We start from the raw sequence: 16,186 nt of genomic DNA, 5'->3' as shown, positions 1-16,186 counted from the left end.
AGACGATTTTTTGCGCCAGACAGCCCCACGGGAATTCCGTACTATGGCGGAATTACCCGTAACGGAGCAGTCAATGAGTACCACAGCTGGCGCGAGCATTCTGTTTATTCCCCACGGCGGCGGCCCGCTGCCCCTGCTGGGCGACCCCGGCCATGCCCGGCTGTGTGCCTTTCTAACGCAAATGGGGCAAAGCCTGCCAAGGCCACAAGCGATTGTACTGATCAGCGCGCACTGGGAGGCCGAGCAAGCCCGGATTACCAGCGCCGCTCGCCCCGAGCTGATTTACGACTACAGCGGCTTTCCGCCGGAATCTTATCAACTGATGTATCCCGCCTCAGGCCATGCGACGCTGGCTTGCGAGCTGCAGCGCGCCCTCAGCAACGAAGGACTAATCGCTCATCTTGATGCAACGCGCGGCTTCGACCACGGTATGTTTGTGCCGCTAACGCTGATGTACCCCAATGCCGATATTCCCGTTGTGCAGCTTTCGCTGTTGAGCAGCCTCGATGGCGCAGAGCATATCGCCATGGGACGCGCCTTACGGGTATTGCGTGACCGCCGACTATTGGTGTTAGGCAGCGGCGCCACCTATCACAACCTGCAAGCCTATTTTGCCGGCACGATGGACCGCGACGCCCACCACCAGTTTGAAAACTGGCTGGCGCAACAGTGCTGCGACGAAACGCTCTCCGACGATACCCGACAAACTGCACTTGCCCACTGGCAGCGCGCACCGGGGGCACTGCACTGCCACCCTCGCGCGGAGCATTTAATGCCACTGCAGGTCTGCGCAGGCATGGCCCATGGCCCCGCTCAACGAGTATTTTTTGACGAGGTCATGGGCGAACTCAGCAGCGCATTTTTGTGGCAATACTAGGGCTGGCTCACCCTCATCGCACTGCACCTGCTAAGGGCAAATGGCGCCTGTCCTTTGGATCGTCACTAATGAACACTTGTTAATTTATTTTTATCCGCCAGCCGACTACACTGGGCCTCGCCATCGATCGTCACAACAATAAACACAGGACCCCGGCTATGCCAAAACTCAGCGACCCCCTTACGCTTCCCTGCGGCGCAACACTGCCCAACCGCTTGCTGAAATCTGCGATGACAGAGGGCCTCGCCGACGAGCACGATCACGCCACCCCGCGGCTCGCCAGACTTTACCAAGCATGGTCGGAGGGCGGCACAGGCACCCTGGTAACCGGTAACGTGATGGTCGACCACCGTTTTTTAGAGCGCCCGGGCAACGTGGTAATCGACCACAACGGCGGCGAAGAGCAGCTGAAACACTGGGCAAAAGCCGGACAGGTCGCCGGTAACCAGTTGTGGATGCAAATCAACCATCCGGGGCGACAGTGCCAAAAGGTCGTATCGCACCAGCCACTGGCCCCCTCGGATGTGGGCATTGATCTGGCCGGCATGTTCGGCAAACCCCGCCCCATGACCGAAGACGACATCGAGCGTGCAATCAGTGGCTATGCGCGCGTTGCCGGCATCGCCAAGGAAACCGGCTTTAGCGGCGTGCAGATTCACGCTGCCCACGGCTACTTGATCAGCCAATTTCTGTCGCCGCTGGCAAACCGCCGCCAGGATCAGTGGGGCGGTAGTCTCGAGAATCGCGCTCGCTTCCTGCTGGAGGTCATTCGCCGCAGTCGCGAGGCGGTCGGCCCCGAATTCCCGATAGCCCTGAAACTCAACTCCGCCGATTTTTCCAAGGGTGGCTTTAGCCACGACGAAAGTCTGCAAGTCGCGGCCTGGGTGTCGGCAGCCGGCATCGACTTGCTGGAGATTTCCGGAGGCACCTACGAAAAACTGGCACTGATGGGCGACCAGGAAGAAGGCGCCGCCGCCAGCCAAGCGCGTGAGGCCTACTTTTTGGACTACGCCAACGGCATTCGCGACGTCACCTCAATACCCTTGGCAGTGACCGGCGGCTTCCGCAGTTACAACGCCATGCAAGCTGCACTGGATAGTGGCGCGATGGATGTGGTGGGCATTGCGCGGCCTCTGTGCATGGAGCCCGATGTAAAACCCCTGTTGCGTGGCGAAAAACTCGGTTTTCGCGCCTGGGAAAAAGAGCTGCGCATCGGCCCCGGTTGGCTCGGCCCCAACAGCCCCAACCGCACCCTTCGCACCCTTCGCACCCTTCGCACCCTGAATTTTGGTCTGGCGACCCAGTGGTACTACCAACAAATCATCAACCTCGCCGAGGGCAAGCCGCCAGTCGAAGACACCGGCCTGCTGCGCCGCGCCGCCAAGCACATGATTGGTGAACGCAAATTGGCGAAGCGCCGAGTGGCGCGGAACAGCTAGGGCGATTGCAGCCATCTACTCAGGCTGCACCGCCGACTGCGCATAGGGTTTTAAGGGCGGCTCTTCGGTCACCAGTGATAGGTCGGGGAAGCCCTGACCGCCTTCGCTGGTAAACACATCGATAAAATCGGTAAGCAGGCTTGGCGATAGCGCCGGCTCGGGTAAAAATGGCAGTAAACCACATATCTCGCCGCCGGCCCGCTCTGGACTGGCTGGCCCACCGTTGGCCAGGGCGTCTAGCACCAGCTCGTAGGTCGCACGATCGGTCAAACCGATCGTCGCATGCTCGACAATGCGTCCCGGGCAAACATCTTGAATCAGGATATTGGCAACCCTGGGGTTGTCCTGCTGCCAATCCAACGCCGCCGTTGGCACTGGTGACACCGGCTGCACCAGCTCGTCAAACTGGGTGTAGATATTGGTGTAATCAATATCACCCGGCGTTTCATCGTCGCTATTCAGCGCCTGCATATAGTTCGACTCTTGTCCGAACTGAAAAAACACTGCCGGCATGGGCAGGCCGAGTGCCGTTAATTGCGCAAATTCCAGGCCGTGGTTAGGCGTTGCCAGAAGAATCATGTCCTCAATCTTGTCGCGCAGGCTCGGCCACCAACGCACTGCCCAGCGCGGCCCCATACCGCCCTGACTATGACCAACAATGGATACCTTGCGCCCGGAGTCGGCAATTTGATCAATCGCATTCACCACATATTCGGCGGCAATCTGCGCATCACTTAACCCGCGGTTGGGGTAGGTCACAATACAAACATCGTAACCCTCGCCCAACAGCAGGGGCTCGTAATTCCACGTCCACTGCTCTTCGCCGTGGGTAAACGTGCCGTGCACCAGCAGCACAACAGGCCCGCTCTCGGTGAAGGGGTTACAGACCAGCCCCTCGTTGAGCACCGACATTTCTGTTTCAAAGGTCGGCTCAGAAAAACGCTCACCGGAGGAACCGGAGCCCGACGAGGAGCCTCCACAGGCGGTTAATACCGCGATGAATAACAACCCCAGTGTTGTGAGACGTCCTTTTTTCACATGGTCAAACATGGCTTACCCTCGGTAGGTTTAGCGCTTGGCGCTGCGAGATCGCTCATTGTTTGGCAAGGCGCGCAGCTGATCAATCGTCCGTTTTACATAATTATAGAGAGACGCTATGAGCCTACCACGCAAGGATGTCGAATTTTTAAGCCAGGGCACTCGCTGCCTCGCATGGCATTACCCCACGGCCACACCACAAGCCTGCATTGTGATGGCGCACGGTTTGGGCGGTACACGGGATGCGGGCCTGGAGCCCTACGCCCAGCGGTTTGCCGACGCGGGCTTTGCAGTGCTGCTATTTGACTACCGCCACTTTGGCGCCTCTGACGGTGAACCCCGGCAATTGCTGTCTGTTTCCAAACAGCTGCAGGATTGGCGCGCCGCCATCAGTTTTGCTGAAACCCTGCCCAATGTTGACGCCAAGCGCATTGCGCTGTGGGGCAGTTCGTTCTCGGGTGGGCATGTGATCAGTACGGCGGCCGCCGATAAGCGTGTGGCCGCCGTGGCCGCTCAGGGGCCGATGATGGACGGTCTGGCCTCGGTAGCGGCCATGCTCGGCTATGCAGGCGTCGGCCGGCTACTCAAACTCAGCGCCTACGGCGTGGCCGACCTGGCCAAATCCGCCCTTGGCGGCTCACCGGTGATGGTGCCCATTATCGCTAAGCCCGGTGGCTTTGCCGCCATGAGCAGCCACGACGCCTGGAGTGGCTACCGCGCTATTCAACCCGATAACTGGCAAAATGCCATGGCTGGCCGCCTGGCCCTGGCGCTAGGCACCTATCGCCCCACACTCAAGGCAAAGCAAGTCCATTGCCCTGCGCTGATTCAAGCCTGTTTGCGCGACACCGTGGCACCGGCTTCGGCAGCGATCAAGCTGGCGCATAAGCTCGGCGCGAAAGCCACGCTCAAACAATACGATATCGGCCATTTCGATATTTATGTTGGCGAGGCGTTTGAACAGGCGGTGAGTGATCAGATCGCCTTTTTCCAAAAGCACTTAAACGGCACTCAATAACCAACCTGCACCGGCGTCAACGCGCTCTCGCTGCGATGCGCCGGTATTCTCGGTAACTCGGTGTCCAGAAGTTGCGCTCTATATCTGCGCGTAACTCTTCGTCACTGCGCTCGCGGGCCAGGCCCTGCGCCTGAGCCACTTTGGCAACGGCAAAGGCGATGGCACGACTCAACTCAGCGAGCTCGGTTAGCGGCGGCAGCACCCTATTACGTTTATCGTGATACTGGCTAGCGGCCTCGGCGAGGCAACGACTGGCGGCCATTAACATTTCGTCGCTGACGCGGCTGGCGCGACTGGCCACCACTCCCAAGCCAATTCCAGGGAAGATATAACTGTTATTGCACTGCGAAATCTCGTAGCGCTGCTGCGCGTATTCCACCGCTGAGAACGGGCTGCCGGTGGCGACGATAGCCTGCCCATCGGTCCATTCAAGAATCTGCTGCGGCCGCGCCTCAACATGCTTTGATGGGTTACTTAATGGCAGGATGATGGGCCGCTCACAACGCTGGTGCAGACGGCGAATTGCCTCTTCGGTAAACAGACCAGGCTTGCCGGAAACACCTATCAGCACACCTACATCGATATTACTCACGACATCCAACAGGCTGGGATAGTCGCCATCATACTGCCAGGCCGATACCGCCGATTCGGGCTGAGCCAGCGCCGCCTGAAAATCCAACAGCCCGTCCATGCGCTGCATAAGTAAGCCAAAGCGGTCGATCATGTAGAGTTGGGCGCGAGCTTCGGCGTCGCTCAAGCCCTCCTCCACCATTGCACGAATCAATTGCTCGGCAATGCCACAACCCGCCGACCCCGCACCGACGAACACGATATTCTGATCCCGCAGCCGTTCGCCCTTGCGCTTACACGCGGAAAGTACCGTCCCCAGGGTCACTGCAGCAGTTCCCTGAATATCATCGTTAAAGCAACAAACACGCTCTTTATGCCGCTGTAAAATCGGCATGGCATTGGGCTGAGCAAAATCTTCAAACTGAATCAGCACACCTGGCCAGCGCTGTTGCGCCGCGTCGATAAACTGGTCGACAAAGGCGTTGTACTCATCCTTTTCAATACGCGGGTGACGCATACCCATATACATGGGGTCGTCGAGCAATGTTTGATTATTCGTGCCCACATCCAACACAACCGGCAATGTGTACGCGGGGCTAATTCCACCGCAGGCGGTATACAAAGATAGTTTGCCTATGGGAATACCCATTCCCCCAATGCCCTGGTCGCCCAGACCCAACACGCGCTCACCGTCGGTGACCACCAGCACTTTTACTCGGTCCTTACTGACACTGTGCAAAATGTCATCCAAGTAGTCACGGTCTTCATAGGAGACAAAGATGCCGCGGGCACTGCGATAAATGTCGGAAAAATGCTCGCAAGCCTCGCCTACCGTCGGGGTGTAGATAATGGGCAACATCTCTTCAAGGTGATCATTCAGCAGGCGATAAAACAGGGTTTCATTGTTGTCTTGCACCGCCCGCAGGTAGATATGTTTATTGATCGGCTCATCGAAGCTGCAGTACTGCATATAGGCACGTTCGACTTGCTCGTCGATATTTTCGTAGCGCGGCGGCAACAGCCCCATCAAGTTAAAGCTGCGACGCTCCTTTTCAGTAAATGCCGAGCCTTTATTTAGCAGCGGGGTTTCCAACAACATGGGGCCTGCGTAAGAGATATACAGCGGTTTCTCAGAATTCATAATGGACTCGTATCGGAGGGGTATAAACAGCTTCTCGGCGCGCCATTCTACACATGAATAACGCCAATCACAAAATAAATACCACTAAAGTCTATGCGACGATTGCCAAGCTCGCACAGGGTAACACGCCCCATGCAAACTGCTATGCAAGCTGCGACGCAAGCACAAAACCGGCAACGGAATAAAATAAATACTCTTTATTTTCAATGACTTAAACATGGAGCAAAACTTGCAACCAATTACCTCAGGAAATTCACACTGCGCAGTAGATATGCGCGCCGGAGCGTTTTGGATGCGTAACATTGCGAATCACCCCAGCCCGATTGAGTCGTCACGCATACTCATTATCGATGACTCTCCCGTAGAGCTGTTCCGAATGGAGGCCTTACTAAGGAGGCATCACTTTGAAGCCCTGTGTTGTAACGACCCCAGCAAAGCACTGCAAATTTTACTGACTGAGCATATCGACATTGTGCTTTGCGACTGGCAAATGCCCAAGATCACTGGATTAGCGCTCTGCCAAACCATTAGTCAGAGCCCTGCAATGGGCGCACCCTACTTCATTATGCTGACGGGGCGGAAAGACCGGGCAGACATGATCGCAGCCATGGACGCGGGCGCCGACGACTTTATCTGCAAGCCTGCCGCCAGCGAAGAACTTCGCGCTCGCATTCAGGCAGGCTTGAGACGCTTGGACAAGGAGCGTTCCATGATGATGCGCCAGCAACCGCTACTTCTCTGCGGCGAATAAATACACCATTAACGCCTCGCGCTGCGCTTCATTTAAATTTAACTGAGGCATCGGTGGTGTCGGCGTTATAAAAAAGCTCATCAAGCTCTGCGCAGAATAACGCTCCGCCAACCCTTGCAGGGGGCGCAATCCTTTACCCTCATGACACTCGGCGCAGGCATAGCGTTCATATAAGCTACCACCCATTGCCACAAGCCGCTCGCGATCGCGCTGACTGTAGTCGCGCAGTGGATCGGTTTGGTCGTGCTCAGCACGGGTATTAACCGCTGCGCGACTGGCTTCACCGCGGTGCACACGATAGACCCGGCCACTGTAATCATCGGAGATAAATATCTCTCCGCTTGCCGCCTCCACAACATCCACTGGGCGACCCAGCAAGCTGTCGGCCTGCAGGAAGTTACTTAAAAAGTCGCGCTGGACAATACTGCCGTCTTGCTGCCAGTGAAGTGACACCACTTTGTAGCCATCTGGCTCACTGCGATTCCAGGAGCCGTGCAAGGCCACAAGGGCCGAGCGCGCGTAAGGCCCGTCCTGGTGCCGCAAAAAACGAATACCGAGGGGGGCATTATGCGCGGGGAAATTATGGGCAGGCGGTCTGTTTTGCGGCAAACCTTGCGGAATTTTCTCACCGAAGTCCGGGTCCAGCTGATCCGCATTGTAGTAGGGCCAACCATAGAAGCCGCCCTGCACCACCTCATTCAGCTCGCAGGGCGGGAAGTTGTCACCCAATAAATCGCGGCCATTATCAGTGGCAAAAAGCCGCTGATCCCAGGGCGTCCAGTCAAAGCCAACACTGTTGCGTAAACCGCGCGCATAGATTTCCAGACCACTGCCATCCGCTTGCATGCGCATGATCGTCGCGCGTTGCGGGTCACTTTCTTCACACACATTACAGGTGGACCCGGAGCTAAGATACAGCCAGCCATCTGGGCCAAACGCTATGGTTTTTGTCCAATGGTTGCCGCCATCGCCAAATCCGCTCACCAACCGTTGGTAATCGCCTTGAATGCGGCCATCACTGTCCAGCGCCACGCGACCAATTGCATTCGACTCGGCAACATATAAGTGATTTTCTCGCAATGCCAGACCATGGGGACGCGTCAGCCCCGCCAGCACGACCTCTTGAGCGTCGGGCAAGCCATCACCATTGTGGTCTGCAGCAAGACGCAGCACTTCACCGGTGCGCGGGCGACTGACAAAAAGATCGCCACCTGAGGTGATGGCAAGAAAACGAATATTTCCAAGACCACTGGCATACACATCAACGCGATACCCCTCCGCGACTGTCAGATCAGTACCGCCATCCATCGGCGCGGCATCGCTGTAGCCAACGGCCGCATGCAACAGCGCCCGGGAGGCCGTCGCCATACCCGGCGAGCCAAATTGAATCAAGACAAACGGGCTGGCGACAATCAGGATCAGACAGAGTAACAGCGCAGAAAAAACAAAGACCAACGTGCGTTTCAAAAGTGTATTTCCCCTTAGTGTATATTTCGGCTCAACAGCGCCTTATGACGTCTCACCGACTTCACCAGTGGCGTGTGGCAGCGACGAATCGGGCAGTTGAGCCAACGACGCGTCAACCAGATCCTGAAGCTCTCGCAACACCACAGTGAACACCGACAAATCCTCGGCCGCGGCAATTCTGACACTGTCGATGATGGTATTGTAACGGCTCAAGCGCGACTGATTGTCAGTTTGCCAGCTATCGAGTATGTCAGACAAACTCCGTTGCGCGTCGCTCAACAGGCCAATGCTTAGCTGGCGCAACAATGACTCCAGGCTATCCACATAGGACTCCCGCGCCAGGTCCTGCCAACGCCCACCCGGCTGCCAGGAAATTAGCACCTGCAGCGCCCAATCCATTTGCAAGGTTTCTAGCAGAGCGAACTGCAACTTGCTGAAACGCTCCGCCGGGCAATTAACTTCCAAGGCGGCATCCACGCAGCCTGGCAGCATAAAATAGGCATCAAATGCCGCAATCGTGGTCGCCAATTCTTCCGGCACCCCGGCATCTATCCAGCGCGCGCTTCTGCTGCGGTATTCCTCTGCCCATACACCGCGCAGATTCTCCACCACGCACGGCATGAGCGCGGCGAAGCCCGGCTGCATTTTTTCAATCAATCGCGACGGCTGTATATGGTGGATATTTCGCAAAAACCAGCGCGTGCTGCGTCGCCCAAGACGCATAATCTGGTGAAACAAGGCGTACTGCACGGTGCTATCGACACCTTGATCCAACGCTTCTACGCGGCGCCACAGCCCTTCAATACCAAATAACTCGACGACGGTGACAAACGCACAGGCTGTCTCTACTGCTGTTGCCCCCAGGGAGATTTCCTGACGATGGATGTAGCGAAAGCCCATGATGTTCACCAGCTCATTGGCCAACTGCGTGGCAATGATTTCCCTGGCCAGACGGTGGTCGCGAATCTGTGAGGCATAGTCGCGACGAAGACGCTGAGGGAAGGCCCTGTATACACGCTCAAGCAACCAGGGGTCGTCGGTATCCGCCAGCGCCATCAACTGTTCCTTAAGCTCAACTTTGGCGTAGGAAACCAGCAGCGCTAGTTCCGGTCGCGTCCAGCTTTTCCCCTCGCTGTGCAGCTCGTTAATACGCTCGTTATCAGGCAAAAACTCCAACTCTCGATTCAGCGCCCCCGTCTCTTCCAGGTGCTCAACAAAGCGAAGGTAGTCGTGGTGGTGCTTGTCTCGGCTATAGCTTGCCAGGCTGATTGCCAGGGTCTGACGGTAGTTGTTATGCAACACCAAGGACGCCACATCATCCGTCATATCGGCAAGCAGCTGATTGCGCTGCTTGGATGTTAAGTCCTCAGACTCGAGCTGTGCATTGAGCAGAATCTTTATATTTACTTCGTGATCGGAACAATCCACACCAGCAGCGTTATCGATAAAGTCGGTATTACAAATACCGCCATTGCGGCAAAACTCCAAACGCCCGAGCTGGGTAACGCCGAGATTTCCGCCCTCACCAAATACCCGGCAACGCAGCTCGCTGCCATTTATCCGCAACGGGTCATTGGCGCGATCACCAACATCGGCATGACTTTCTTCCGCGGCTTTAACATAGGTGCCAATGCCGCCGTTCCAAATCAGGTCTACCTTGGCCTGCAGCAGGCGGCGAATCAGTTGCGTGGGAGTGAGTGCGGCGTCGTCACAGGCTAGCAGCTGCTGCATTTCCGGCGACAATGGCACCTGCTTGGCGCTGCGCGAGAAGACGCCACCGCCCGTCGAGATCAATTCGGTACTGTAGTCGGCCCAACTCGACCGAGGCCGCTCAAATAGGCGTTTGCGCTCCTGCCATGAAGCTTCTGCATCGGGCGCTGGGTCAATAAAAATATGCAGGTGGTTGAAGGCGGCAACCACCTTCAGCGACTTGGACAACAACATGCCGTTACCAAATACATCCCCGCCCATATCGCCGATACCGATCACCGTCACGGGATCGCGCTGCACATCGATGCCGAGCTCACGGAAGTGCCGCTGCACCGCGACCCAAGCACCCTTGGCGGTAATTCCCATCGCTTTGTGGTCGTAGCCGTTACTGCCCCCGGAGGCAAAAGCATCGCCCAGCCAAAAGCCGCGACTGAGGGCAATATCATTGGCAATATCGGAAAAACTCGCCGTGCCCTTATCCGCCGCAACCACCAAGTAGGGGTCGTCGTCATCGCGGCAAACGACAGACTCGGGCGGCACCACACGATCACCCTCGCGGTTATCGGTAATATCCAACAGGCTGCCAATAAACAATTTGTAGCAGGCCACGCCCTCGGAAAACAGCTCCTCTCGCGACTCAAGCTGCGCCGAGCGTCGGGCGACAAAGCCCCCTTTAGCACCGGTGGGAACTATGACGGCATTTTTCACCTGCTGCGCTTTTACCAGCCCCAGGATTTCGGTGCGGTAGTCCTCCAGACGGTCAGACCAGCGTATGCCACCGCGCGCAACTTTGCCGCCCCGCAGATGAACGCCTTCCACACGCGGCGAAAACACAAATATCTCGTACTCAGGGCGAGGTGCTGGCGCAAAACTAAGATCGCGGGTGCTGATCTTCAACGCAATACAATCGCGGTATTGCAGCGCGTCATCCTGTTGAAAGAAGTTACACCGCAGCGTGGCGTCGATACACTCAAGGTATTGCCGCAGCACCTGGTCCTCATTGAGGTTTTGCACTTCATCCAGCGCATGAAGAATGCCGTCTCGTAGCTTATTTTCGCGCTCTTCACTGCTTTTTTGCGCGCCGCGCCTCGGGTCAAACAGGCAGCGAAACAAGGCCATTAAATCCCGAGTAATATCGACATTACTGCTCAATACCGAGGCGATAAAGTCCAAGCTCAACAGTGAGCCGAGCTGCTTGATGTAGCGCGCATAGGCGCGAATCAGCGCCACAGAACGCCAGTCCAATCTGGCGCCAATGACTAGACGATTGAAGCTGTCATTCTCGGCCTTGCCCTGCCAGATCGCGCGCAAAGCGTCTTCGTAGCTGTCGCGCACTGACTCCAGATTAAGTTTCCTACCGCCGCCCAGGTCGTGCTCCAACACGAAGTCGTGCATCCAGATATCGCTTTCACCGTCGGGGCAAATTTGATACGGGTGCTCCACCAATACCCGCGAGCCCATTTTTTCCAACATCGGCAATATATCTGATAGCTGCAGCGATTCTTCGCGATGAAACAGCTTTAAGCGCAAGCGATTATCGTCACTGCCGGCCTGATGAAAAAGGCTGATGCTGATATCACTGCTGTCTGTAAGGCGCCGACAGAGCTCAATATCATTCACCGCCAGCAGCGGCGAAAAACGATCCCGATAAGCCGCAGAAAATGCCTGCTGGTATTGCAGGGCTAACGAGCGACCGGTTTCCTCGCCATGGCGCTCAATACACAGCTCGGTAAAGCGCTGCCGCCAGTCCCGGCACAATTCAATAATCTCAGTTTCCAGGGCTCCGCGATCAAGCTGACGAAATTGCTGATCGTGAATGCGGAAAACCAACTGCATGCGCGCCAGCACCGATTCCGAAAGAAACTGCGTGGACAACTCACAATCGCTACTGCCAATGGCTTGCCCAAGCAGTCGTTCGATGTCCTTTTCCATCTTCACCGCTTCGCGCGGCAAGTAAACGATGCAGCTCACGAATTTTTCAAAGCGATCAACGCGCAGCACCAATTTCACTGCGCGCCGCTCGTAAATTTTCCAAATTGCCAGGAGCGCGTCGAGCAGGTCGCTTTGCTCAGCCTGAATGAGCTCGTCTCTGGGGTGGCGCTCAATGATCAGCGCGAAGGTTTTGCCATTGTGGCTGGCGCCATCAAGCTGGGAGTGGTGTCGCAACCATTGCGCCTTGCTGCGCAGTAGCGGTATTCGCTCGACACTGTGGTAGTACATACCAGCGGTATACAGGCCGAGCACCCTTGTCTCACCAACCGCCTGGCCCTGCTCATTGAAACGTTTTATCACGATATAGTCGGCGTAAACGTGGCGGTGTACCGTCGATTTTTGCGAGGTTTTCGTAAACGCCAATGCCGATCGCTGGGCGTAGAAGTCGGCAAAGCCCTGGCACAATTCAGTCAAGGCAACAGCGGGCAGTGGCGCGCGCTTACCCATTAGGCCCAACTGATTATCCGGTACCTCGGCAATGTAGGGTTGATCATTTTGGCTGGAGAGAAGAAAGTCCGACATCCCCAAAAACGTGAAATTGCCATCGCGCAGCCAACGCAGAAACACGGCCTCTTCGTTATCCTCCCCAAAGGTTCGCTCACTTTCGTCGATACAGGCCTGCAAACGCTCAAGCATCGCCGGGAAGTGCTCGACAACTCGCTCAACGTCGTCACTGGCGGTGCGCAGATCGGAAGTCAATGCATGAAGCACGCTCTGATCACTGCAGGTGTCTATCAATACATAGCCGACACTTTCGCAACAGGCGTCACTATTGCGACTCGTCGAGAGCGACTCCAATATTCCCTCAGGGCTGCGTTCAACCCACATTAAGTTGCTCTCAAACACGTGCACATTTAGGTTGGAGTTATTCAACGCGATACGCAGAGAATCAACGAGAAATGGGCGATCGGGCTGGCAGTAGTAGATTACGGTGTGCTTACTTAACCAACCGTCGCTTTCCAGGTCCGGATTAAAGACTTTGACCAATGACTCCGATTCAGCGCGCTGGGAGACAAAGTCATACAAGCCATATAACAAACCGAAGTTAGCATCAGCTTCCCAACTCAGCTGGCTCTCGTCAGGGTGAACATGTACCACCTGATCGAGAAACTGACGAAAAACCTTCGCGTCACTCCCATCCAGCTGTTTATCCGCAACCGTTGCGATACGCTTGAGTAATTGCTGCCTAATGTTCAGGTTAGTCATATCAACGGTCTCACTCTGCAAAAAAGCAAAGCGGCCTGCCAGACACGCCGCTCAACCTGAGTCTAGCAGCTGTCTGGCAGGCCGCCCGCCAAGCCGCAAGCGCCGTCACACATGGCAGCAAAGGCGCATTAGTATTCGCGAATAATCACCCGCGTGTTCCAGTCATTGCCCTTACCATGAACCCGGTGGTTTTTGTGGGGACGGTGGCCGCCCTTGTGATAGTGCCGGTCGTAGCGGCTGCTGTGGTGACGCCAATAGTCGCGTTTGTGATGGTGTTTGCCATAGTGGGGGCGGCTGTAATCGTAAGCGCCATCATCGTAGCCATCTCGATAGCCGGATCGATAGGCATGCTGATAACCGCGCCGGTAATTAGGGTGCTTCGCCACCCGGTGACCACAATGTGCATGGTGACGGTGCACATATCTGGCGTCGCTATCGTGCGCGGCGTAAACCACTGCGGCACCCAGCAACACCGCAGCAGCAACCTCAGCATTGTCGGCACGCGCCTGGCTTGGCAATGCCATTGTGCCGACCAACAATACGACCACCGCCGCCAATAGATGGTTTTCTGACGACACTCTACCTGTCTTGTTCATCGCTATATCCTCCATTAGAGTTTTTAGCCTAATCAGGTTTGCCTTAACCCCAACTGAAGCACCTGACCTCCACACTTTTGTGCCTGCCGGACCAGGCCCGCCCTCAGCGCCACTCGGTTCACAACACCGCCCACTTGAGCGAGGGACTACGCATTTAGCGTCGCAATTTGCGAAAAACCGATAGAGCTTCCCGCCAAAAACCCCAAAACCATGAAATAAAAGGATTTTTTAATTGGTATCAATTTTGCGATTAGTAGGACATCTGCCAACGAATAAGTGATGACCAATATGAAACGCAAAATTCTGGGCCTTGTAAGCCTGCTTTCATGCACCACCTCGCTGACGTATGCCCTGCCCTTTGAGCGCTGCCCCGGAGAGGCCTTTCTTATTCAAGACAGGGTGGCGCAGCTGTACAGCGTCGATCTCGCCACCGGCTTCAGTAAGCCGCTGAGCACGCCGGGTTGGACGAGTGCCAAAATGAATGCCCTCGCCTTCAATTTAAGTGACAGCTATCTCTACGCCTACAACTACGAAACGGGCTCTATCAGCCGCCTTGGCGCTGACAACAGCGTGGTGGAACTCAATGCCAATATGCAGGGCTTAAGTTTCTTTGTCGGTGATATATCGCCCACGGAAAACGCCTACTACTTCTACCGAAGCGGTAGCGATTACGGTCTGTATCGGCTCTCGTTGGACAGTCTCAGCGATGACTATCTATCGCTGCAGAAAGTTATTTCCGGCGCGGCACTGAATCTCAAGATTTACGATATGGCCTTCCACCCCAGCAACGGCATGGTCTATGCCGTGGATAACCAAGGCGCACTTTGGAAGATAGATATTTCGAACAACACCGCTGAAAAGCTCGGCAATACCGGCGAATCAGGAACGTTTGGCGCCGCCTATTTCGACGTTGATGGCAACCTCTATATTTCCCGCAACAACGATGGCCTCATCTTCCAAATTGACGTTTCACAAAGCACGCCGAAAGCCGTTCGCTTTGCCTCTGGCCCGGCCTCCAGCAACAACGATGGCGCCCGGTGTGCGCTGGCCCCTATCGTTACCAGCGGCATCGCCATCGCGGATTTCGGCAGCGCTCCGGACAGCTACGCTAGCTCGCTGCAAAACAACGGTGCCCGCCATGCCAAGGGCAACGGTGAGCTCTATCTGGGCGCGAGCATCAGCTACGAAGCCGACGCCAAGCTGTCCGAGCTAGGCAACGCGACAACCGAGAATGATGGCGTTGCCTTTCTTAATACGCCTCTGCGTGGGAAAAGCGCATTAGTGTCAGTTGAAAGCAGCGGCGCAGGTTTGCTCAGTGCCTGGGCGGATTGGAATGGCGACGGCAATTTCAGCGACGACGAACAGTGGTTGGTGGACCATCCAGTCGCGGCCGGAACGGCAATGCTCTCCTATACCGCCCCCACCGATGCAGCGATCGGTGAAAGCTGGATGCGCTTTCGCTTGAGTACCACACCCCGGCTGACCAGTCAGGGTGGTGCACCCGACGGCGAGGTGGAAGATTACGCCATTGAGATTGCTGAACAGCCCGCCACCACCATTTTTTACCCCGGTGAAAATGACCGCGCGACACTGGCCTTTGAGGATAATTGGCCGCTGATGGGCGACTACGATATGAATGATGTAGTCATTCAATATCGCTTAGCCAAACGCCAACTCGGCAACTCGCTGACCCATATCGAGATAGAAGGGGAAGTCGTCGCCCATGGCGCGAGTTACCACAATGGCTTTGCTTTTCGCCTTCCCGGACTTAACCGCGACGATGTTATCGAAGCACTGAGCCACCTATCGATCAACGGCCTTCCACAAGCCAGCGTCATGGAGCCAGATCAAGATGACGCCATCGTGATCATCGCAGAGGACCTTCACCAATACACCACCCCGGGGGAAAACTGCCGCTACTACCGCACCGAGCCCGGCTGCGGCTCGAACATACAAATGCGTTTTAGTGCCACGATCACGCTGCAAACAGGCGTGCCATCAGAGCGCCTTGGCGACTTCCCCTTCGACCCATTTCTTTTCGCCACGCCAGGCTACGCAAGAAACTATCTGTTTGGAGAAGCACCGGGACGCCGCTTCGAAATTCATCTCAGGGGTATGGCCCCAACAAGCGCCTTTCAACAGAATTTTCTTGGCAGAGGTGACGACGCCAGCAATACCAACGTGTACTACGTCAACCAAAACAACATGCCCTGGGCAATGAACATACCGGCAAAATGGGATTACCCCTCAGAGTACATGGACATTCACTACGCCTACCCCAAATTCCACGACCACATACGCTCGTCGGGAAAAGAACACCTGGACTGGTACAACCGTGAAAACGCCAACACCAAAAACATTTTCAACCGCTAAACACGGCG

General features: G+C 56.0%; 10 protein-coding genes. 5 read left to right on the top strand and 5 right to left on the bottom strand.

The window, feature by feature from the left end:
- Positions 1 to 73: 73 nt before the first annotated feature.
- Complete coding sequence (locus tag HNR64_RS03430) at positions 74 to 877, top strand: DODA-type extradiol aromatic ring-opening family dioxygenase (RefSeq protein WP_204995150.1); 804 nt, start codon at positions 74 to 76, stop codon at positions 875 to 877.
- 158 nt (positions 878 to 1,035) lie between these two features.
- The gene (locus HNR64_RS03425; protein ID WP_204995149.1) at positions 1,036 to 2,316 is read left to right on the top strand and encodes an NADH:flavin oxidoreductase/NADH oxidase family protein; all 1,281 of its coding nucleotides are present in this window, start codon (positions 1,036 to 1,038) and stop codon (positions 2,314 to 2,316) included.
- Between the two features lie 15 nt (positions 2,317 to 2,331).
- On the opposite strand, the gene HNR64_RS03420 is transcribed toward HNR64_RS03425, so the two are convergent.
- On the bottom strand, positions 2,332 to 3,366 hold the full coding sequence (locus HNR64_RS03420; RefSeq protein ID WP_204995148.1) for an esterase/lipase family protein: 1,035 nt from the start codon (positions 3,364 to 3,366) through the stop codon (positions 2,332 to 2,334).
- 106 nt (positions 3,367 to 3,472) lie between these two features.
- Between HNR64_RS03420 and HNR64_RS03415 the strand changes: the two genes are divergently transcribed.
- Positions 3,473 to 4,372 carry an alpha/beta hydrolase gene (locus HNR64_RS03415; RefSeq protein WP_204995147.1) on the top strand — a complete coding sequence of 300 codons (900 nt, stop codon included), beginning with the start codon at positions 3,473 to 3,475 and terminating at the stop codon, positions 4,370 to 4,372.
- Positions 4,373 to 4,388: 16 nt separating this feature from the next.
- Here HNR64_RS03415 and HNR64_RS03410 read toward each other — a convergent pair whose 3' ends face one another.
- Complete coding sequence (locus HNR64_RS03410) at positions 4,389 to 6,083, bottom strand: NAD-dependent malic enzyme (RefSeq protein ID WP_204995146.1); 1,695 nt, start codon at positions 6,081 to 6,083, stop codon at positions 4,389 to 4,391.
- A 292-nt stretch (positions 6,084 to 6,375) separates the two neighbouring features.
- Between HNR64_RS03410 and HNR64_RS03405 the strand changes: the two genes are divergently transcribed.
- Positions 6,376 to 6,834, top strand: coding sequence for a response regulator (locus HNR64_RS03405; RefSeq protein WP_204995145.1), 459 nt, complete (start codon positions 6,376 to 6,378; stop codon positions 6,832 to 6,834).
- On the opposite strand, the gene HNR64_RS03400 is transcribed toward HNR64_RS03405, so the two are convergent.
- The 3 genes from HNR64_RS03400 to HNR64_RS03390 all read right to left on the bottom strand — a co-directional run bounded on the left by HNR64_RS03400 (position 6,814) and on the right by HNR64_RS03390 (position 13,805).
- Positions 6,814 to 8,301, bottom strand: a complete 1,488-nt coding sequence (locus HNR64_RS03400; RefSeq protein WP_239547565.1) for a PQQ-dependent sugar dehydrogenase — start codon at positions 8,299 to 8,301, stop codon at positions 6,814 to 6,816. The two genes, HNR64_RS03405 and HNR64_RS03400, sit on opposite strands and share 21 nt — an antisense overlap.
- A 42-nt stretch (positions 8,302 to 8,343) precedes the next feature.
- Complete coding sequence (locus HNR64_RS03395; RefSeq protein WP_204995144.1) at positions 8,344 to 13,209, bottom strand: NAD-glutamate dehydrogenase; 4,866 nt, start codon at positions 13,207 to 13,209, stop codon at positions 8,344 to 8,346.
- A 128-nt stretch (positions 13,210 to 13,337) separates the two neighbouring features.
- Positions 13,338 to 13,805 (bottom strand): hypothetical protein, encoded by a 468-nt coding sequence (locus HNR64_RS03390; RefSeq protein ID WP_204995143.1) that lies wholly within the window; start codon positions 13,803 to 13,805, stop codon positions 13,338 to 13,340.
- A gap of 279 nt (positions 13,806 to 14,084) precedes the next feature.
- On the opposite strand from HNR64_RS03390, the gene HNR64_RS03385 reads away from it, so the two are divergent.
- Positions 14,085 to 16,178, top strand: a complete 2,094-nt coding sequence (locus HNR64_RS03385; RefSeq protein WP_204995142.1) for an LruC domain-containing protein — start codon at positions 14,085 to 14,087, stop codon at positions 16,176 to 16,178.
- Positions 16,179 to 16,186 lie beyond the last annotated feature (8 nt).

Origin of the sequence: Spongiibacter marinus, assembly GCF_016906995.1 — a bacterium.
GTDB classification, from domain to species: domain Bacteria; phylum Pseudomonadota; class Gammaproteobacteria; order Pseudomonadales; family Spongiibacteraceae; genus Spongiibacter; species Spongiibacter marinus.
The sequence above is the reverse complement of the archived record's forward strand: the minus strand, read 5'-3'. Positions and strand labels throughout refer to the sequence as shown.